This is a genomic window from Enterobacter sp. JJBC (assembly GCF_036936505.1).
Lineage (GTDB): Bacteria > Pseudomonadota > Gammaproteobacteria > Enterobacterales > Enterobacteriaceae > Enterobacter > Enterobacter hormaechei_C.
Genome location: NZ_CP136935.1, coordinates 3,251,274 through 3,271,939 on the forward strand (window position 1 = coordinate 3,251,274; position 20,666 = coordinate 3,271,939).

A 20,666-nucleotide genomic window follows, 5' to 3' on the forward strand; every position below is an offset into this window, starting at 1 on the left:
GGGAAACGAACAACAGTTTATGGTGACGAATCGTCAGCGCTACCGTGAAAAAGTCTCCCAGATGGTCAGCTGGGGGCACTGGTTTGCCCTGTTCAACATTCTGTTGGCGATGGTGCTCGGCTGCCGTTATCTGTTTGTGGCGGACTGGCCAACCACATTAACCGGGCGCGTCTACTCGTGGATGAGCCTTGTGGGTCACTTTAGCTTTCTGGTCTTCGCCACCTATCTGCTGATCCTGTTCCCACTAACGTTTATCGTCATGTCGCAGCGGCTGATGCGCTTCCTGTCTGCCATTCTTGCAACGGCGGGCATGACGCTGTTGCTGATCGACAGCGAAGTCTTTACCCGATTCCACCTGCACCTGAATCCTGTCGTCTGGGAGCTGGTGATTAACCCGGATCAGAACGAGACCGCGCGCGACTGGCAGCTGATGTTTATCAGCGTGCCGATTATCCTGCTGATCGAAATGCTGTTCGCCACGTGGAGCTGGCAAAAACTCCGCAGTCTGACCCGACGCCGCCATTATGCGAAGCCCGTCGCGGCGCTCTTTTTCGCCTCATTTATCGGTTCGCACCTGATGTATATCTGGGCAGATGCGAACTTCTACCGCCCGATTACCATGCAACGCGCAAACCTGCCGCTCTCCTATCCGATGACGGCGCGTCGTTTCCTCGAAAAACACGGCCTGCTGGACGCGCAGGAGTATCAGCGTCGTCTGGTCGAACAGGGTAATCCGGAAGCGGTCAGCGTGCAGTATCCCCTGAGCGATCTGAAATATCGCGACATGGGGCGCGGTCAGAACGTGCTGCTGATTACCGTCGATGGCCTGAACTATTCCCGCTATGAGAAGCAGATGCCAGCGCTGGCTGAATTCGCTGAGAACAATATCGTATTCACTCAGCATATGAGCTCCGGTAATTCGACCGACGCGGGTATTTTCGGCCTGTTCTATGGCATTTCACCGAGCTATATGGACGGCGTGCTGTCGGCCCGTATTCCGGCGGCATTGATTACCGGGCTTAATCAGCAGGGCTACCAGCTGGGGCTGTTCGCCTCTGATGGTTTCAACAGCTCGCTGTACCGCCAGGCGCTGCTGTCTGATTTCTCACTGCCCGCCGCGCAGAGCCAGTCTGACGATCGGACCGCTGACCAGTGGATAGACTGGCTGAAGCGCTATGCGCAGGAAGATAACCGCTGGTTCTCCTGGGTTGCGTTTAACGGCACAACGCTTGATGACAGCAATCAGAAAGGCTTCGCGCGCCGCTATAGCCGTGCGGCGGGCGATGTTGATGCGCAGATCGGCCGCGTGCTGACCGCCCTGCGCGACGCGGGCAAGCTGGATAATACGGTCGTGATTATCACGGCGGGGCATGGCGTGCCGCTCGGCGACGAGGCGAAGGGCATGGAGTGGTCACGTCCGAACCTGCATGTTCCCCTGGTGATCCACTGGCCGGGCACTCCCGCGCAGCGCATCAACATGCTGACCGACCATAAAGACGTCATGACCACGTTAATGCAGCGGCTGCTGCACGTCAGCACACCGGCAATTGAGTACTCGCAGGGCCAAGACCTCTTTAGCGCCACGCGGCGTCATAACTGGGTCACGGCTGCTGGCGGAAACACGCTGGTGGTGACCACACCGACGTTGTCCCTGGTGTTGAACAGCAACGGCAATTACCAGACGTATAGCCTCGAAGGTGAGAAGCTGAAAGACCAGAAACCGCAGCTCAGTTTGCTGTTGCAGGTGCTGACAGACGAGAAGCGCTTTATCGCTAACTGATTATTTATGAATCAGTTAGCGTTGCTTGCCCCTTGCATTCAAAAAGGAATAGAGTAGTATTCCTTTTATGCGTCGGCACGTAGCGCAGCCTGGTAGCGCACCGTCATGGGGTGTCGGGGGTCGGAGGTTCAAATCCTCTCGTGCCGACCAAAACTACACAAAAAAACCAGCCGCTTATGGCTGGTTTTTTATTGCCTGTCTCCGCATGCGCAATGCTTAGTGTTTTTCACGCCCACCGAGAAAGAAAATCCCCAGCGGAATCGCCAGCAGCACGGTGAACACCAGGCTGTAAACAAAGATCATCGCCGATTGCAGGACAAACATGCTGGTTGTCCAGGCAGAGAGCGGGATGTTGTACTGCTCAATCACACCGACAATGGTTGCTCGCCCCACGCATGCAGCAGCAATCATAAACACAACCAGTAACGCCAGCAGGAACTTGCGGCCTTCAGGTGTCTTCAGTTTTTCCCGTACCATCTCTCCTCCCTTTACAGATAAATAACAATAATTAACGCGTAAAATAACACGATCGCCGCACCGACTCCACTACAGCATTAAACACCAATAAAAGAACACAAAAGCAGTGCATTACTCCGTTTAAAATGAAAATGTGAGTAAATTACGCCAACCATTCACGTATATTATGTTAGTCTTTCCAGGATCGTTTTAACAAAAAGGAATGACAGTGAAAAACGCACCTAAATTTGCCATCGCCCTCATCGCCGCTGCGTGCGCCAGCAGCAGTGCTTTCGCCAGCGAAACCCAGAAAGAGCAGCCGCTGGAAAAAGTTGCTCCGTATCCGCAAGCGGACAAAGGGATGAAGCGCCAGGTTATTCAGCTCCCGGCTCAGCAGGATGAAGCAAATTTCAAAGTTGAGCTGTTAATCGGCCAGACGCTGGAAGTGGACTGCAACCAGCATCGCCTGGGCGGCCAGCTGGAAAGCAAAACGCTGGAAGGCTGGGGCTATGACTACTATGTCTTCGACAAAGTAACCTCGCCAGTCTCCACCATGATGGCGTGCCCGGACGGCAAGAAAGAGAAGAAATTTATTACCGCGTATCTGGGCGATAACAGTCTGCTGCGCTATAACAGCAAGCTGCCGATCGTCGTATATACGCCGGAAAACGTGGATGTGAAATATCGCGTATGGAAGGCGGATGAGACGGTAGGACAAGCGGTAGTTCGTTAAAAATAAGTCGGGTGGCGCTCACGCTTACCCGACCTGGAAAGGGTGCGTTCTGGCGCCCTCACCCCAACCCTCTCCCACAGGGAGAGGGAGAAAACACTAGAAACGGTAACGGATGTTACCGTTTTGCGTTTATCTTACAGCGCGATATCCGCTACCGGCTTGCTTTCCGCCTGAGGCTTCAGCTCTGCCTTTGGCGCAGCATCCGCAGCCTGCGGTTTGACGTATTGCAGTTGCAGAACGCGGCTGGTGTATTCCAGCTCTTGTTCCGTGGCCTCAACGTTACCGTTCAGCTTCGTACCGTAGGATGGAATAATGGTTTTCAGCTTCGCCTGCCATTCCGGGCTGGATACTTTGTCCTTAAACACTTTTTCCATCAGGTGCAGCATGATTGGCGCAGCGGTAGACGCCCCCGGAGATGCCCCCAGCAGCGCGGCAATGGTGCCATCCTTATCGCTTACCACTTCGGTACCCAGACGCAACACGCCGCCCTCTTTCGGATCGCGTTTGATGATCTGCACACGCTGACCTGCCTGCCACAGACGCCAGTCTTCTTTCTTCGCCTGCGGATAGTACTCTTTCAGCGCCTCGAAGCGTTCTTCATCAGAGAGCATCACCTGGCTAATCAGGTATTTCACCAGATCGAAGTTATCCAGCCCCACGTCCATCATTGGCTTGACGTTTGACGTTGTGGTCGCGCTCAACAGATCCCACAGGGAACCGTTTTTCAGGAACTTGGTGGAGAATGTGGCGAACGGCCCGAACAGCACTACACGCTTACCGTCCAGCATGCGGGTGTCGATATGGGGAACCGACATCGGTGGTGCGCCCACAGAGGCCTGACCGTACACTTTTGCCAGATGACGGTTAACCACTTCCGGGTTTTCCGACACCAGGAACTGGCCGCCAACCGGGAAGCCGGCGTAGTCGTCCGCTTCCGGAATACCGGACTCCTGCAACAGTTTCAGCGCCGCGCCGCCCGCACCGATAAACACGAACTTCGCCTTAATGACATGCTCGGCTTCGTTGTTTTTCAGATCGGCAACGGTCACGCTCCAGCTGTTATCCGCATTGCGCTTGAAACCACGCACTTCGGAGCTGAGTTGCAGGTTAAAGTTCTCTTTTTTCTTCAGAGAGGCCACCAGCTGACGGGTGATTTCACCGTAGTTAACGTCAGTACCAATTTCAGTGCGGGTCGCCGCCACTTTCTGGTTCGGATCGCGGCCTTCCATGACCAGCGGCGCCCACTCTTTGATTTGAGCGTGATCTTCAGAGTATTTCATCCCGCGGAAAAGCGTGCTCTGTTGCAGGGCAGCGTAGCGCGCGCGCAGGAAGTTGACGTTTTGATCGCCCCACACAAAGCTCATGTGCGGTACGGTGTTGATGAAGGAGTGCGGATTGTGCAACACACCGCTGTTCACCTGGTGAGACCAGAACTGACGTGAGATCTGGAACGCTTCGTTGATCTCTACCGCCTTCTCGATACTAATGGAACCGTCCTTTTTCTGCGGCGTATAGTTCAGTTCCATGAGTGCCGAGTGCCCCGTCCCGGCGTTGTTCCAGCCGTTAGAGCTTTCCTGTGCCACGCCATCGAGGCGCTCGACCATGGTCATGGACCAGTTCGGCTCTAATTCCTGAAGATACGTTCCCAGCGTGGCGCTCATGATGCCGCCACCAATTAAAAGGACATCCGTTTCCTGCTCTTTTGGTGCGTCAGCCTTCGCCGCCAGCGAGACGGCGTTCAGCCCCACGGCCAGAGAAAAGAGCACGGCAGTCATTTTTTTCATCATTTATGCCTTAGTTGAATAGTGCTTGATGCGTGGAAATTACAGGTGAAACACGCTGCGGTGGCACGGTAGCAACTTTTAAATATTGTTTAAAGGTTACGAAATTATTGTAATTGTGAAATTTAATGATGGATTGTTTGTAGGGTTTTGGCAGACAGGCTGGCACCCGACGATTTTCCTGGCTATGATGCTGCACTTTGTGATCGCGCGCACGGAAGCCTGCCCCTACCAGCGAATTGTTATGTCATTACCCCACTCGTCTGTATCTCAAGAAGGCCATGTCGCCACTGTTTTACGTTCGCCTCACCGTCTGATGCGCGAAACCCTGGCCGGTGTGATTACCGCGTTGGCGCTGATCCCGGAAGTGATTTCGTTTTCCGTGGTCGCGGGCGTGGATCCGAAAGTGAGTCTTATCGCCTCCGTGGTGCTCTGTTTCGCCCTTTCCCTGCTCGGCGGGCGTCCGGCCATGGTGACGGCGGCGGCAGGTTCCGTCGCGCTGGTGATTGGCCCGATGGTTCATCAACACGGCGTACAGTACATTCTGCCCGCGGTGGTGATGGCAGGCATGATTCAGATCCTGTTCGGCGCGCTGGGTATGGCGCGGCTGATGCGCTTTATTCCCCAGTCGGTGATGACCGGGTTTGTTAACGCCCTTGGCATTTTGATTTTCTTTGCCCAGGTGCCCCATTTCTGGAGCCGAAGCCCGGTGATTGTGGGCCTGTTCGTGCTGACGCTGCTGATTGTGCTGTGGGTGCCACGCTATATCAAAAGCGTGCCCTCCCCGCTGATTGCCATTGTGCTGCTGACTTTGTTCACCGTCACCAGCGGGCAAATTCTGCCGACGGTAGGGGATGAAGGCTCCATGAGCGGCGGTTTGCCGGGCTTTACGCAACTGCTGGTGCCGCTCAATCTGGAAACCCTGAGCATTATCTGGCCGTGCGCGCTAAGTATCGCTTTCGTTGGCCTGCTGGAATCCTTGCTGACGGCAAAACTGGTGGATGAACTGACCGCTACCCCCTCCAGTAAGCGTCGCGAGAGCATCGGTCTGGGCGTGGGGAATATTATGGCCGGGTTCTACGGTGGCATTGCGGGCTGCGCGATGATTGGGCAGACCATCGTAAACGTGGAGATGGGGAAAGGCAGAAGCCGTATCTCCACCCTTGCGGCGGGTATCGTACTGCTGGTGCTGGTTACGGCGCTCAGCGAGGTGATGGCCAAAATCCCGATGGCGGTACTGGCGGGTATTATGGCCATTGTGGCCGTCAAGACCTTTAGCTGGCATAGCGTTCAGCCCGGAACGCTGAAAAACGCGCCGGTGGCTGAAACCGTCGTGATGCTGGTGACGGTTGTGGCAACGGTTTACACCGGCAACCTGGCGATTGGCGTGCTGGGCGGGATTGTGATGATGTTCATCCTCCCTGCCCGACTTAAGCAAAAAGCACTGGCTACAGAAGAAAAATCGTCGCCAGTCCAAGAAAAATAAAGAAACCGCCGGTATCGGTAATGGCGGTGATCATCACGCTCGACCCCACCGCGGGGTCGCGCCCCAGCCGGGTCATCGTCAATGGGATAATCACGCCCATCATCGCCGCCACCAGCAGGTTCAGCACCATCGCCAGCATCATGACCCCGCCCAGCGCCATATCATCGTACAGCCACCAGGTAATGCCGCCCATGATGCCGCCCCAGACCAGGCCGTTAATCAGCGCGACGCCCATCTCCCTGAAAATCAGCCACGAAAAATTACCCGGCTGAATGTTTTCCAGCGCCAGGGCGCGAACGATCATGGTGATAGTCTGGTTGCCGGTGTTCCCGCCGATCCCCGCCACAATCGGCATCAGCGACGCCAGGGCCACCAGCTGGGAAATGGTATGTTCGAAGCCGTCAATAACGCGGGACGCCACGAACGCGGTGCATAAATTGATGGCGAGCCACGCCCAGCGGGTTTTGACGGCCTTGCCGACGGAGGCATGAACATCGTCTTCGGCACTGATCCCGCCAAGGGCACGCAGGTCGTTATCGGTCTCTTCATAGACCACGTCAACGATCTCATCGATGGTCAGACGCCCCATCAGCTTGCCCACCGAATCCACCACCGCCGCGCTCACCAGGTCATCACGTTCGAAAGTACGCGCCGCTTTTTCGGCATCGTCTTCCGGCGAGAAGACCATCGGCTCGGTTTCCATGACCTCACTCACCCGCTGCTGGGTGCTGTTCAGCAGGATCGTTTTCAGCTCCAGCTCCCCGAGCAGGGTTTTATCCCGCGAGGTGACGAACAGTTTATCGGTGTTGTCCGGCATACTGCCCAGGCGACGAAGATAGCGCTGCACCGTCCCCAGGGTGACGTCCGGACGCACGGTGATGACGCCAAACTCCATGATCGCGCCGACGCTGTTTTTCTCGTAGTGCATCACCTGACGCACGCGCGCCCGCTCTTCGGCAGGCAGGGAAGCCAGCAGGCGTCCGGTCAGGTTTCGCGGAAGGTGCTGTACAAGGTAGATCTGCTCGTCGATATCCAGCGTTTGCAGTGCGTCAAGAATGTCCCGGTCGCTCATCTCATCGATAAGGTCATCCCAGACGTTTTCCGAGGCTTCAAGCAGCACCTGACCACGCTCGTGATCCTGCACCAGCCGCCACAGGGCGTGGCGCTCCTCGGAAGGCAATGCCTCCAGGGTGTCCGCCAGATCCGGAGGTGGTAAATGTGCAACCAGCGCACCTACCTCAGCAATATCGTCGGCCAGCGTGCCGACATCATATTGCTCAGCCAGGGTTAGCTTACCCAATAACGTTGACGTGACCGCTTTATCAGTCGTCAGGAGCCAGATGAGCCGCGCACGCTCCTGGTCACGCTGCCTGGCGCTGTTTTTCTTTAATACCGACATCAATCATAAATCCATTAAATGAGTTGGCGTTAAGCATAGCGCGGGGATATGTAAATAAGAATAAACGGCGGGTCGGGATGGAGAAAAAAACGGCATATATGAAAAAATTAGTGTGCCGGGGTTCACCCGGCACAATTGCAATCAGGCCGTACGCGCCACCGCGTCCCGTGACGCCGCATCGCGCTCATCGCCGGTCAGCTCGCTCAGCTTGCCGTCGCGCATCTCCAGCAGACGGTCGGCGTGAATGAAGTAGTGATCGTCATGGCTGATGGCAAAAATGGTTTTTCCCATCGCCTGCATCAGCGGCAGCAGGACCTGATAAAACTCGCGACGGAAGTGCGGGTCCTGATCGGCGGCCCATTCATCCAGAAGGATGATGTCGCGCTCTTCGGCCAGCGCCAGCAGCAGCGCCACGCGCTTCTTCTGCCCTTTCGACAGCTTGAGATTCAGGATTTTGCCATCCTGAAGCTCCAGCTTGTGCGACATTTGCAGGTGCGCAAGCCACTTCTCCACCAGCGCCGGATCCGCCTGCTGCCCTTCCGGTCCCAGCAGCCGGTCGAACAGCCAGACGTCGGTAAATACCGCCGAGAAGAGCTTGCGGTAGTCCTCCGGTTTCTCCGCGCTCAGCGCTTTACCATCCAGCAAAATTTCACCCGACTGCGGCTGGTAGAGGCCCGTCAGCAGCATCGCCAGCGTGGATTTGCCGCTGCCGTTACCGCCGATCAGGAACAGCAGTTCGCCGCGGTGAATGGTCAGGTTGATCGGCCCTACGGAGAAGGCGTTATCCTGATAGCGGAAGGTAACGTTACGCAGCTCCAGCGTTTGCCAGTTCGGGAAGGCCTGCGGGCGCGGGAACTCAGCCTTAAACGGCGCAAGGTCGAACTTCTTCAGCTTGTTGAAGGCCACCTGTGCGCTCAGCAGCGTCGGCAGTGCGCCAACGGCCGACAGCAGCGGCGTGCGTAAAAACAGCAGCGTCAGGGAGTAGGTTGCCGCCACGTTGGTATCCGCCCACCCCAGGCTGTTCGCCATCCAGAACACCAGGCCAATCGCGCCCAGCATCATGATGTTGGACCAGTTCACGGCGCTCAGGTGGAACGTATCGGCGCGAATAATGTGATGACGATATTCGTGCGCATCCGGGATATAGAGATGGTTGAAGATATGTTCGGCGCGCTCGCGGTTCAGCGTCAGCTCTTTGCGCCCTTCCAGCACCGTCTGGTAATCGTTATAGAGCTTGTCTTCCGTTTCGCGCAGCACCGCCATGTGCTTATAGACGCGTGATACCAGCAGGAACCCGCCCCAGATGGTAATAACAATCCACAGCGCCGTTACCGCCAGCATTTTGCTGGAGAGCCAGGCGAGATAGGCTGCCGAGCCAAAGGTCAGGATGATCCCCTGCACCAGCTCCGGCAGGCGCACAAAGGCGATGGTAATGGCGCGCACATCGCTGGTCAGCCCCGCCAGCAGAGAGGCACTTCCCAGCTGCTCGATGCGTTCCACCTGAGTATCAAGGATCCGTTTGATGAACTCACTGCGCAGACGGAAAACGAAATGGTGGCCGAGGGCGGTCAGCGCCAGCTGTGACCCGAGCGTGACGGCCATCAGCAGCAGCAGTAAACCCAGAAATTCCGGCAGGACGGAGAGTGACGTGTCGACCATTTCGATCAAACGCACGTTAATGAAGGCAATCAGGCCGATCCCCAGCGCCGCGCTGGCAAGGCTTAACGCCATCACTGCGATAAAAGGCCAGCGATACTGCCGCCAGACAAGAAGAAGTAGTTGCATGCAGAGCAATCCGGACAAGAAAAATCAGCCAGCAGTGTAAACTGCCTTTCACACACATCAAGAATAATTCTTATTTTTATTCTCTGTACGCTGCCTGGCGGAACGTGAGGTTGTAGCGAAATGCCCCCGCCACCGGGTGATCGCCAGGTTTAAGCGGCTGAATACCGTGGTAAAAAAGCCGTGATTCACCGCCCCAGACCACCACATCACCATGCTCCAGCATCAGCCGTTTGAGCGGGTCGTTGCGCCGCAGGCCGCCAAACTGAAAGACAGCGGGCAGCCCAAGGGATACCGAGACAATCGGCGCGCGCAGGTCCGGCTCGTCCTTATCCTGATGCAAGGAGAGCTTTGCCCCAACGGCATAGCGGTTAATAAGACAGGCATCGGGTCGAAAATCAGGATAGCCGGCCGCCACGGCGGCATCATGACACAGCGCCTGAAACGCCTCCGGCATCGGCGGCCACGGCTGATCCGTCAGCGGATCGTACGCGGCATATACATAGCCCCGCTCATTCGTCGCCCATCCCAGTTCGCCGCAGTTGGTCATCGCCACGGACATGGTATACCCGCCCGGCGTAACCATATGGCGAAACGGCGAACGGGCGGTGACGGCTTTAATGCCGTCGAACAGCGCCGCCGCGCGGGAAAGCGCGAAGCGTCTCAGGATCGTCGCCCCCGGCGCGAGCGACTCCTGCCAGGGTTCAGCATCAGCAAAAAGATCGAGCATTATTCCTCCGGGTTGTTCGCCTCACGTTTCAACAATAGCACCTTACGCGCTGCGCCCCAGCGATAACCCGACAGCGCGCCGTCGTTACGCACCACGCGGTGACAGGGGATGACTATCGCCAGTTTGTTGGCACCGCAGGCCCCCGCCACGGCACGTACGGCATTGGGTTTACCAATGGCCTTTGCCACCTGCTGATAGCTTGCCGTTTCTCCGCAGGGGATAGTCCGCAGCGCCTGCCAGACCTGCTGCTGGAAGGCGGTACCCCGGATATCCAGCGGCAGCGTCAGCGGCGTCGCGCGGCTGTCGACAGAGGCAATCACCTGACGTACACGCCCGGCAAATGCGCCTTCCATCGGTTCACGGACGGCAAGCGGAAACAGTGACAGCAGCTCAGCCGTCAGCCCGGCGTCGTCATCACCCAGCAGTATTGCGCAGATCCCGCGCTCGCTTTCCGCCACCAGACAGCGGCCTAGCGAGCAGTCACTGATGGCATAGCGGACCGCAGCCTCTCCGTTGCGGTACTGTTTTGCCGTCATGCCCAGCGCGCCGTTGGCTTTACGGTAGTAACTGCTGCCGTCCGGAAAGCCAGCGGCCAGTACGGCGTCGGTGATTTTACCGCCCTGTGCAAGCAGGGTGCGCAGGCGTTGTTCACGCGCGGCCTGCTGCCATGCTTTCGGCGTCATGCCGGTGACGGATTTAAACAAGCGGTGGAAATGGAACGGACTCATGGCAACCTGCTGCGCCAGTGCCTCCAGGTTCAGCGAGGCATCCTGTTCAAGCAGTCGACAGGCCAGCGCAATGTTGGCCTTTTTCTGTGCCATTGGGTCGCCCTGGTCCGGCCTACAGCGCTTACAGGGGCGGAAACCCGCCTGCGCGGCCTGGTGAGCATCAGGATAAAAGCAGACATTTTTACGCAGCGCGTGGCGGGCGCGACAGGACGGACGACAATAAATGCCGGTCGTCTGCACGGCAAAGACAAACTGGTTATCCGCACGCGGATCGCGGGCCAGTACGGCCTGCCAGCGATCCTCATCGGTAAGATAGGTTGTGTTTTTCATCATCGGCTCCTCTCACAAGCATACGCTCAGCTTGCCTGAACGCCACCGAACAAAAACCCGCAACCTTGCTTTTTAATTTTTTTCGCTCACCAGGAAGCTGTTGAACTGCGGCGAACTCCAGGTTTTAAACCCGTCAGCCTCTTTAGTGATCATATAGACGGCCAGCCCTTCCTGACGCACCACCTCTTTGGCCTTCTCCGTGCCGAGCACCATCAATCCGGTATCCCAGGCATCCGCCTCCAGCGCGGTTGGGGCTATCACCGTCACGGACACCAGGTTATGGGTAATCGGGCGTCCGGTTTGCGGATCAATCACGTGCGAGATACGTTTGCCATCCAGCTCGTAATAGTTGCGGTAGCTTCCGGAGGTGCTGATACCATGCCCGTTGATGTCGACAATCGCCTGCACCGCGTTTTGCTGATCGGTTGGTTTTTGGATGGCCACTCGCCACGGCCTGCCGCTGGCGTTCATGCCCCGGCTGACGAGCGCGCCCCCGACGGAAACCAGATAACGCGGAATGCCTTCCTGCGCCATCAGGGCCGCGAGATGATCCGCAGCATACCCCTCGCCTACCGTGGAGAGATCCACAAACAGGTCGGGAATATCTTTTTGCAGGTATTGCTGACCATACTGGGAGATCACCGCCAGATGCTGTAACCCTGTACGCGCGCGGGCGTCGTCGATGGCGGCTTGATCGGGTGTAGTCACCGGCTGCTTGTTGGGGCCAAATCCCCACAGGTTCACCAGCGGCCCCACGGTCACATCCATTGCGCCGTTGGTTTTGTAGCCCACGCGCATGGCTTCCGTGACGATATCGGCCATTGCTTCGCTCACCGGCCACAGCGAGGTGCTGCTGGAGCGATTGAAACGCATCAGCGCTGAGTCATTTTTATAGGTAGAGAGTAGCTGATCGTCGGCATCCAGCTGCGCCTGAATTTTACCGCGTAATTCTTCAGCGCGGGATTTATCAATATCCATCACGCTGACGCGCCAGAAGGTCCCCATGGTTTTCCCTTCCAGCACCGTCGCGGCGGGTGCGTCGATTTTTGCGGGCTGTGTGGAAGAGTCACACGCGGTCAGGAGTAAAAAAGTCGCCAGAACGCTGGCGCGTAAAAAAGTCATATCCATTGGTTATTATCCTCATGCCAGGGCGGCAAGAGTACACTAAAACAGCGTATTTGTAAGACCCTAAAAAAGCATGAAAAAAGGGGCCTAATGGCCCCTTTGTCGCTGTATGAGCAATTAGAACTGGTAAACCAGACCCAGCGCGACGATATCGTCAGTACCGATACCTGCTGCGCGAGTGAAGTCGTTCTCATCAACCAGGTTGATTTTGTAATCAACGTAGGTGGACATGTTTTTGTTGAAGTAGTAAGTCGCGCCAACATCAACATATTTCAGCAGATCCTGGTCGCCGTAGCCGTTTTCCAGGTCCTTACCTTTAGATTGCAGGTACGCCACGGATGGACGCAGACCGAAGTCAAACTGATACTGCGCAACCACTTCGAAGTTCTGCGCTTTGTTAGCCCAGCCCAGGTCGCCCGCACGGGTCGCGTTGTAAGTCTGAGTATACTGTGCAGCCAGGTAGATGTTGTTCGCGTCGTATTTCAGACCACCGGTGTAGGTCTCTGCGCGATCGCCTTCACCGTAGTAGCGCGCAGCGTTCTGGTCAGCAGTACGTTTAGAACTGGTGACTGCCGTACCGATAGCGAAGCCTTCGCCCAGATCATAGGTCAGAGAGCCGCCGTAGCCATCACCGTTCTGACGCAGTGCCTCACGACCGTTGTTGGTCTGGCCTTCGCCGCTTGCGCTGCCGTTTTTACCCTGGTACTGCAACGCGAAGTTCAGACCATCAACCAGACCGAAGAAGTCCTGGTTACGGTAGGTCGCGAAGCCGTTACCACGCTGCTGCATGAAGTTGTCAGAACCGTAGGTATCGCCGCCGAATTCCGGCAGAACGTCGGTCCAGGAAGTTACATCGTAAACAACGCCGTAGTTACGACCATAGTCGAATGAACCCGCATCAGCGAATTTCAGACCTGCGAACGCCACACGCGTCCATGAGTTGTTTTCGTTCTCACCAGAGTTACCCTGGATCTGGTATTCCCACTGGCCGTAACCGGTCAGCTGGTCGTTAACCTGAGTTTCGCCTTTGAAGCCCAGACGCATGTAGGTCTGGTCGCCGTCTGCACTGTCGTCATCAGAGAAATAGTGCAGGCCATCCACTTTACCGTACAGATCTAATTTGTTGCCGTCTTTGTTATAAATTTCAGCCGCATTTGCTGCGCCTGCCACCAGCAGAGCTGGTACCAGGAGGGACAGTACTTTAACTTTCATTTTATTAACCCTCTGTTATATGCCTTATTATTTACCACTGCTTACTGGTCAACCCTCTTAACCAGTCGGCAAGTTCATTCTCCTCAAAAATGCAGAATAATCCAACAGGAATATGATACGAAAACTTTGAAGATGTTTCACTTTACCATCAAGATGTTTCAATTTGTAAATTTGGAGGAACTTTTACAGAGCATTAATAGTTTAAAAATATAGCACGGATAATCAAAACAAAAATATATCGCATTAAATTCAGCAAATTGCCGTAAAAAACAGTACAGCACTGAATGACAAAAAAATTCCCTTCAACACCACTAAAATAACCCTCGCTATCATCATTAACTTTATTTATTACCGTCATTCAGTTCTGAATGTCTGTTTATCCCTAATTGAACCGGATGCTTCGCATTCGGTTTTTTTTTACCTTTCTTTACGTCAACCTACATTTAATGTGCTACCGCTTGGTAATAATAACGACTATTAACTAAATCCCGAATACGGCTTGCACTTAATTGTTTTTATGCTATCGAAATTAATTTCTTGTTTATTCGTGCTATTTTTCTGCCGGTGCGATGGCGTATTTATACATTTCACGGGGTTTTGTACACCTTTCACCCGGCGACGTTGAAGCCGGTTACCCGGATAAAAAGTCAAGGTTATACCGATAACGACGCTGGAAATTCAGTTATTACCCTTTATACTGCCCTATCCCATTACTGCGCGGCCATTACGGGTTAAACACATCGATGAGTCAGACTGAAACTACCGCCCCGAGCAAATTCTCCCTTCTACCGGGCAGCATCACCCGTTTCTTTCTTCTGTTGATCGTTGTGCTGTTAGTCACAATGGGAGTGATGATCCAGAGCGCCGTTAACACCTGGCTTAAAGATAAAAGCTATCAAATCGTCGATATCACCCATGCGGTGCATAAACGCATTGATACGTGGCGCTATGCGACCTGGCAAATCTACGACAATATCGCTGCCGCGCCTGCCACCTCGTCAGGCGAAGGGTTGCAGGAAACGCGCCTTAAGCAGGATGTGTATTACCTTGAAAAACCGCAGCGCAAGACGGAAGCCCTGATTTTCGGCTCGCACGACAGCGCAACGCTTGAGATGACGCAGCGGATCTCCTCCTATCTGGACACCCTGTGGGGCGCCGAGACCGTACCGTGGTCCATGTATTACCTGAACGGTCAGGACAACAGCATGATCCTGATCTCGACCCTGCCGCTTAAGGATCTCTCGTCGGGCTTTAAAGAGACCACCGTTGGCAGTATTGTCGATTCCCGTCGGGCAGAAATGCTGCAACAGGCCAACGCGCTGGACGAGCGCGAAAGTTTCTCGTCATTACGCCGTCTTGCCTGGCAGAATGGTCACTACTTTACGCTGCGAACCACCTTTAACCAGCCGGGCCATCTGGCGACCGTGGTTGCCTTCGACCTGCCGATTAACGATCTCATCCCACCGGATATGCCGCTGGACAGCTTCCGTCTGGAGCCAGACAATAGCACCCAAAATATGCGCTCGCCGTCGGATAAAGAAGGCGCGGACAGCGTAGCGATCTCATTTAATGGCTCAAAGATTGAGATTGCCTCATCGCTCAACTCAACCGGTATGCGTCTGGTGTGGCAGGTGCCTTTTGGCACCCTGATGCTTGATACTCTGCAAAACATTCTGCTGCCGCTGCTGCTGAATATCGGCCTGCTGGCGCTGGCGCTGTTTGGTTACAGCACCTTCCGTTTCCAGTCGGGCCGCCAGAGCGACTCGACGTCGGTATCAGCCGGGACCAGCAACGAGCTGCGCATTCTTCGTGCCCTGAATGAAGAGATTATTTCCGTGCTGCCGCTTGGGGTGCTCGTTCACGATCAGGAGGCAAACCGCACGGTAATGAGCAATAAAATTGCCGATCACCTTCTGCCGCATCTTAACCTGCAAAATATTACGGCCATGGCGGACCAGCATCAGGGTGTCATCCAGGCCACCATTAATAATGAACTGTATGAGATCCGTCAGTTCCGCAGTCAGGTCGCGTCGCGCACGCAAATCTTCATCATTCGCGATCAGGATCGCGAAGTGCTGGTGAATAAAAAGCTCAAGCAGGCGCAAAGGCTGTACGAGAAAAACCAGCATGGCCGCGCCGCGTTTATGCAAAATATTGGCGATGCCTTTAAACAGCCGTTGAAGTCACTCGCCACACAGATTGCTGATCTGAGCACGCCAGAAAGCCGACAGCTAAGCAGCCAGGCCGATTCACTGGTTCGTCTGGTGGACGAAATCCAGCTTGCGAACATGCTGGAGAATGACATCTGGAAGGGCACCCCTACGCTCTTCTCCATCCAGGACCTGATTGATGAGGTGGTGCCGGAAGTCCTGCCGGTGATCAAGCGCAAGGGACTCCAGCTGCTGATCAACAACCATTTACCGGCCAACGACGAACGTCATGGCGATCGCGATGCCCTGCGTCGCATCCTGATGATGTTGATTCAGTATGCCGTCACCACGACGCAGATCGGCAAGATCACCCTTGAAGTCAGCACCGATGAGTCCACCGACGATCGTCTGACGTTCCGCATCCTGGATACGGGCGAAGGCGTGACCGTGAGCGAAATTGATAACCTGCACTTCCCGTTCCTGAACGATACCCAGCGCGACCACTACGGTAAGGCGAATGCCCTCACCTTCTGGCTTTGCGATCAGCTGGCGCGTAAGCTGGGCGGTCATCTGAACATTAAGGCGCGCGAATCCCTCGGCACCCGCTACTCTTTACACGTTAAAATGGCGGCGAATCCACAGGAAGAGGATGAAGAGCGTCTGCTGGACGATGTGGTGGTGATGGTGGATGTGACCTCCAGTGAGATCCGAAATATCGTCGTACGTCAGCTGGAAAACTGGGGTGCGTCCTGCATTACCCCGGACGAAAGGCTCGCGAGTCAAGAATTTGATCTATTTTTAACTGATAATCCGTCTAATCTTACTGCCTCAGGCTTGCTTTTAAGCGATGATGAGCCAGGCGTGCGGAAAATCGGCCCTGGGCAGCTGCGCGTCAACTTTAATATGAGCAATGCAATGCAGGAAGCTGTATTACAACTGATTGAAGAGAATCTGGCGCAGGAAGAGATCCTGGAGTCACCGTTAGGCGGCGATGAAAATGCCGAACTCCATGCCAGCGGATATTATTCGCTCTTCGTTGATACAGTACCAGATGATGTTAAGCGGTTGTATACTGAGTCCGCTGCGCAGGATTTTGCAGCGCTGGCACAGACAGCACACCGGCTTAAAGGGGTGTTTGCCATGCTTAATCTGGTTCCCGGCAAGCAGTTATGTGAAACGCTGGAACATCTAATTCGTGAGAAAGATGCCTCTGGCATTGAAAAATACATCAGCGACATTGACGCTTACGTCAAGAGCTTGCTGTAGCAAGGTAGCCTTATACATGAACAATATGAACGTAATTATTGCCGATGACCATCCGATTGTACTGTTCGGTATTCGCAAATCACTTGAACAGATCGAGTGGGTGAATGTAGTCGGTGAATTTGAAGATTCCACAGCCCTCATTAACAACCTGCCTAAACTTGATGCGCACGTGCTCATTACCGATCTCTCCATGCCTGGAGATAAATACGGTGATGGGATCACGCTCATCAAATACATTAAACGCCACTTCCCGGACATTTCGATCATTGTTCTGACCATGAACAATAACCCGGCGATCCTGAGCGCCGTTCTGGATCTCGATATTGAAGGGATTGTGCTGAAACAAGGCGCACCTACCGATCTGCCAAAAGCGCTGGCGGCGCTACAGAAAGGGAAGAAATTCACTCCTGAGAGCGTCTCACGCCTGCTTGAAAAAATCAGCGCGGGTGGTTATGGCGACAAGCGTCTCTCGCCTAAAGAGAGTGAAGTTCTGCGTCTGTTCGCTGAAGGTTTCCTGGTCACTGAAATCGCCAAGAAGCTGAACCGCAGTATTAAAACCATCAGTAGCCAGAAAAAATCCGCGATGATGAAGCTGGGTGTGGATAACGATATCGCCCTGCTGAACTATCTCTCTTCCGTGACGCTGAGCGCAACGGACAAAGACTGATCTTCGCTGTCTATGCCGGGTGGCGCTCGCGCTTACCCGGCCTACAAACCCCGCAGGCCCGCGCAAGCGCAGCGCCGCCGGGCACATAAAAAAGGCCCTTTCGGGCCTTTTTTATTGTCTCGCTTTTCGTACCCGCTCCGCATAGACGGATAGCGTCTGCTTCAGTACATCCAGCGTGACCGGCTTCGACAGGCAGCTGTCCATTCCCGACTCCAGACAGCGCTGCTTCTCCTCCGCCAGCGCGTTGGCTGTCACCCCCACCACCGGTAGCGTCAGCCCCAACTGTCGGATACGCTGCGTCAGACGGTAGCCGTCCATGTTAGGCATGTTCACATCGCTGAGCACAATATCAATATGGTTCTTACTTAAGACATTCAGGGCATCCACGCCATCATTGGCCGTTTTACACTGATAGCCCAGAGAGCCAAGCTGGTCTGCGAGCAGACGACGGTTAATCGGATGATCGTCGACGACCAGAATCATCATATCGTCATTCACCGACGCCAGCTCATCAGGGGAAGCCAGCACGGTGGCGCCGTCGCTGTCTTCAAGCTGCACGCTGTAAATGCGCGCCAGCAAGCCCAGCAGCTCGTGCGGTGTCGCCACGCTGTGCACCCATACCCCAGGCGAACGCTCAAGCGGAATACCGATATGACGGCGGCAGAACATCACCACGCCGCGCCCCGCCCATGCCTGCTCCGGCTCAACGTCGGTGATCAGCATGTCATCCGCGCCCGGCGTCTGGCCTTCGTAGCGCGAAACCCGCACGCCGCTGCTGGTCAGCATTGAGGTCAGGAAATCATGTAAGGAGGCGTTGTGCACCGCCAGCCAGCAGTGCTTATCGCTCAGGCCGTCGACCGTGGTTTTCGCCGGATAATGCGCCGAATAGAGCGGAATACGAATGGTGAACTGGCTGCCCATACCCGGCTCAGTATCGACGGAGATATCCCCGTCCATCATGCTGATTAGCTTCTCGCAAATCGCCAGACCTAGCCCGGTCCCCTGAAAATTACGCTGGACGCCGGTTCCCACCTGGAAGAACGGATCGAACAGGCGAACAACTTCTTTCGCCGGAATCCCCACCCCCGTGTCGCGCACGCGAATGGTCAGGTACTCCCCTGCCCGACACACGTGCAGCACAATACAGCCGATATCGGTGAATTTGATGGCGTTGCTCAGCAGGTTTGAGATGACCTGTTGCAGACGCATCGGATCGCCATGCAGCGTCAGGGGCACATCCGGCTCGATAAAGCAGTACAGCCCAAGCTGTTTACGCACCACCAGCGGCAGATAGTTGGCGCAGATATGGTTCATCACCTCGCGCGGGGAGAACTCGCGCGGCTCTATTTTCAACTGCTCGGATTCAATTTTAGAGAAGTCGAGAATATCGCTGATGATTTTCAGCAGCAGGCTGGACGAGTTGTTCATGGCCGTCACCAGCCGGTCGACCCCTTTCGGCAGCTCTTTGGTCTGGAGCAGATCGAGGTTACCGATAATACCGTACAGCGGCGTACGCAGCTCATGGCTGACGGTCGCGAGGAACATCGATTTCGACTGACTGGCCTGCTCCGCCGCCTGCGCCATATCCTGCAACGACTCTTCCATTTTCACGCGCGCAGAGACGTCCACCAGCACGCAAATCGCCACGTTTTCATTACGGTAGCGCGAATGGACAAAGCTGATTTGCAGGTTGGTGTGGGTGCTGGTCAGCACATCCACAAAGTTAACCTGTTGCCCACAGATGATCTGCGTTAACCGCTGACGGTCTTCATGCGTTAGCATGTTCAGGTAGTTATGGGCAAGCTCGTTACTGAGGATATTTGTCCCGTCCTGAGTACGCAGGATGCAGATCCCCACCGGTGCCGAGGCGACAATTTTACGGTTAAACTGCTCGTGCTCCTCCAGACGCTGAGCATCCGCCTCCGCCGGAATAAAGATCCGCCGCTCATACATTCTCGCCAGCATAAACAGCGCGACGCCTACCGCGATGTTCAGCAAAATGGCGTTAAGGATCAGGATGCGAATGCGCTCCAGGACCTTGTCCACCGGCAGCGAGTAGACAATGCTCAGCGACGATGGCGGTAAACTTTTCTTCAGCACCAGCTCGCGGAACCCGGAGGTATAGCCAAACCATGACCGCTCCTGCATCCAGCTGGGTTCCACCTTCAGGCGGTTTTCAGGCCCGGTAAGGGAGATGAGCGGATGGCCGTTTTCATCCAGAATGGTCACGCCCATCGGCAGACTGCCCGGCGTGAAGAAGTTTTCCATGCGGATGGTTTGTTCAATCCCCAGCAGCGCTTGCAGGCGGTTTCCGAGGTAAACCGGAGTCAGGGCATAGAAATAGCCGACCCCCATGCGCGGCCCCTGGCTTATCCAGAAGATGTTGTTCCCGCGCTCTTCCTGAGGCGCATTACGGTATTTCACTATGCGCTCATGCAGGCTTTTCAGCGCGTCTTCGCGTTCGACGGGCATATCCCGCAGGCCGAAATCCGCCATGCAGAGATTTTCGTTGCTAATCAGGTAGACACGGTTCAGATCGTAAGCGGCCGAGAAGTTATCGCGCCAGTAGCGCATAAACCATGACAGGGACTCCAGTGAACCACGCCAGGCTTTGCCCATGGCGGAACAATCGGAATCCGGGAAGAGCGGTTCGAAATCAGGCACTTCGGTTTTTTCATCCCGACCGCGGATGGCAAGAATGCCGTTCTCCGCCGTCAGTCGATTCTCAGCAATATACTTAAGCTCTTTCATCACGTCAGACGTACGCTGGATATAGCGCTGAGCCTGATCCGAGCTCAAATTAAACTCCTGGCGGATCTCCGCTTCTTTCTGGTGTAACGCGTTAACGATGTAAAACACCGAGAGCAGTGCCACCAGCAACCATAGCAGTAGCGCAAGCGCCCGAAACAGATAGCGGGAGACTTTTAACGTGGTACGAAAGGAGACGAGGTATTTCAAAGGGGCGAGGCTCCGCCGTCGGGGTCAAAAAGAATGTGGTTAAGGTAGCGGTAAACGCGGCTTGTCGCAACGTTCACTTGTCT

At 55.2% G+C, this 20,666-nt stretch carries 14 protein-coding genes and 1 tRNA gene; 6 read left to right on the forward strand and 9 right to left on the reverse strand.

Annotated elements, in window-relative coordinates; genetic code table 11:
* The first annotated feature begins 19 nt into the window (after positions 1–19).
* Positions 20–1,780 carry an LPS biosynthesis-modulating metalloenzyme YejM gene (yejM, locus tag RY075_RS15645; RefSeq protein ID WP_003859380.1) on the forward strand — a complete coding sequence of 587 codons (1,761 nt, stop codon included), beginning with the start codon at positions 20–22 and terminating at the stop codon, positions 1,778–1,780.
* 73 nt (positions 1,781–1,853) lie between these two features.
* Positions 1,854–1,930, forward strand: a tRNA-Pro gene (locus tag RY075_RS15650).
* Positions 1,931–1,996: 66 nt separating this feature from the next.
* Here RY075_RS15650 and RY075_RS15655 read toward each other — a convergent pair.
* The gene (locus RY075_RS15655) at positions 1,997–2,257 is read right to left on the reverse strand and encodes a DUF2534 family protein (protein ID WP_006811332.1); all 261 of its coding nucleotides are present in this window, start codon (positions 2,255–2,257) and stop codon (positions 1,997–1,999) included.
* A gap of 202 nt (positions 2,258–2,459) precedes the next feature.
* Here RY075_RS15655 and eco point away from each other — a divergent pair, with 202 nt between their 5' ends.
* A complete protein-coding gene (gene eco, locus RY075_RS15660; RefSeq protein WP_032609713.1) occupies positions 2,460–2,969 on the forward strand; it encodes a serine protease inhibitor ecotin in 510 nt (169 codons plus the stop codon).
* A 134-nt stretch (positions 2,970–3,103) separates the two neighbouring features.
* Here eco and mqo read toward each other — a convergent pair whose 3' ends face one another.
* Complete coding sequence (mqo, locus tag RY075_RS15665; protein ID WP_003859385.1) at positions 3,104–4,753, reverse strand: malate dehydrogenase (quinone); 1,650 nt, start codon at positions 4,751–4,753, stop codon at positions 3,104–3,106.
* Positions 4,754–4,940: 187 nt separating this feature from the next.
* Here mqo and RY075_RS15670 point away from each other — a divergent pair, with 187 nt between their 5' ends.
* Positions 4,941–6,236, forward strand: coding sequence for a SulP family inorganic anion transporter (locus tag RY075_RS15670; RefSeq protein ID WP_109948982.1), 1,296 nt, complete (start codon positions 4,941–4,943; stop codon positions 6,234–6,236).
* Here the strand turns inward: RY075_RS15670 and mgtE are convergent.
* From mgtE to RY075_RS15700, 6 genes are all read right to left on the reverse strand, one after another.
* Entirely contained in the window at positions 6,199–7,635 is a 1,437-nt protein-coding gene (gene mgtE, locus RY075_RS15675) for a magnesium transporter (protein WP_006811337.1), read from the reverse strand. The two genes, RY075_RS15670 and mgtE, sit on opposite strands and share 38 nt — an antisense overlap.
* Positions 7,636–7,776: 141 nt before the next feature.
* On the reverse strand, positions 7,777–9,420 hold the full coding sequence (locus RY075_RS15680) for a multidrug ABC transporter permease/ATP-binding protein (RefSeq protein ID WP_003859392.1): 1,644 nt from the start codon (positions 9,418–9,420) through the stop codon (positions 7,777–7,779).
* A 76-nt stretch (positions 9,421–9,496) separates the two neighbouring features.
* Positions 9,497–10,147 carry a DNA oxidative demethylase AlkB gene (alkB, locus tag RY075_RS15685; RefSeq protein WP_032609716.1) on the reverse strand — a complete coding sequence of 217 codons (651 nt, stop codon included), beginning with the start codon at positions 10,145–10,147 and terminating at the stop codon, positions 9,497–9,499.
* A complete protein-coding gene (gene ada, locus RY075_RS15690; protein WP_232967294.1) occupies positions 10,147–11,205 on the reverse strand; it encodes a bifunctional DNA-binding transcriptional regulator/O6-methylguanine-DNA methyltransferase Ada in 1,059 nt (352 codons plus the stop codon). Before ada ends, alkB begins: the two co-directional genes overlap by 1 nt.
* 72 nt (positions 11,206–11,277) lie before the next feature.
* Entirely contained in the window at positions 11,278–12,333 is a 1,056-nt protein-coding gene (gene apbE / locus RY075_RS15695; protein ID WP_023300605.1) for an FAD:protein FMN transferase ApbE, read from the reverse strand.
* Between the two features lie 114 nt (positions 12,334–12,447).
* Complete coding sequence (locus tag RY075_RS15700; protein WP_047055377.1) at positions 12,448–13,542, reverse strand: porin OmpC; 1,095 nt, start codon at positions 13,540–13,542, stop codon at positions 12,448–12,450.
* Positions 13,543–14,285: 743 nt separating this feature from the next.
* Here RY075_RS15700 and rcsD point away from each other — a divergent pair.
* Positions 14,286–16,958 (forward strand): phosphotransferase RcsD, encoded by a 2,673-nt coding sequence (gene rcsD / locus RY075_RS15705; RefSeq protein ID WP_003859403.1) that lies wholly within the window; start codon positions 14,286–14,288, stop codon positions 16,956–16,958.
* Positions 16,959–16,974: 16 nt separating this feature from the next.
* Entirely contained in the window at positions 16,975–17,625 is a 651-nt protein-coding gene (gene rcsB, locus RY075_RS15710; RefSeq protein WP_003859405.1) for a response regulator transcription factor RcsB, read from the forward strand.
* Positions 17,626–17,736: 111 nt separating this feature from the next.
* Here the strand turns inward: rcsB and rcsC are convergent, their stop codons facing one another.
* Positions 17,737–20,583 carry a two-component system sensor histidine kinase RcsC gene (rcsC, locus tag RY075_RS15715; RefSeq protein ID WP_022651523.1) on the reverse strand — a complete coding sequence of 949 codons (2,847 nt, stop codon included), beginning with the start codon at positions 20,581–20,583 and terminating at the stop codon, positions 17,737–17,739.
* Between the last annotated feature and the right edge of the window lie 83 nt (positions 20,584–20,666).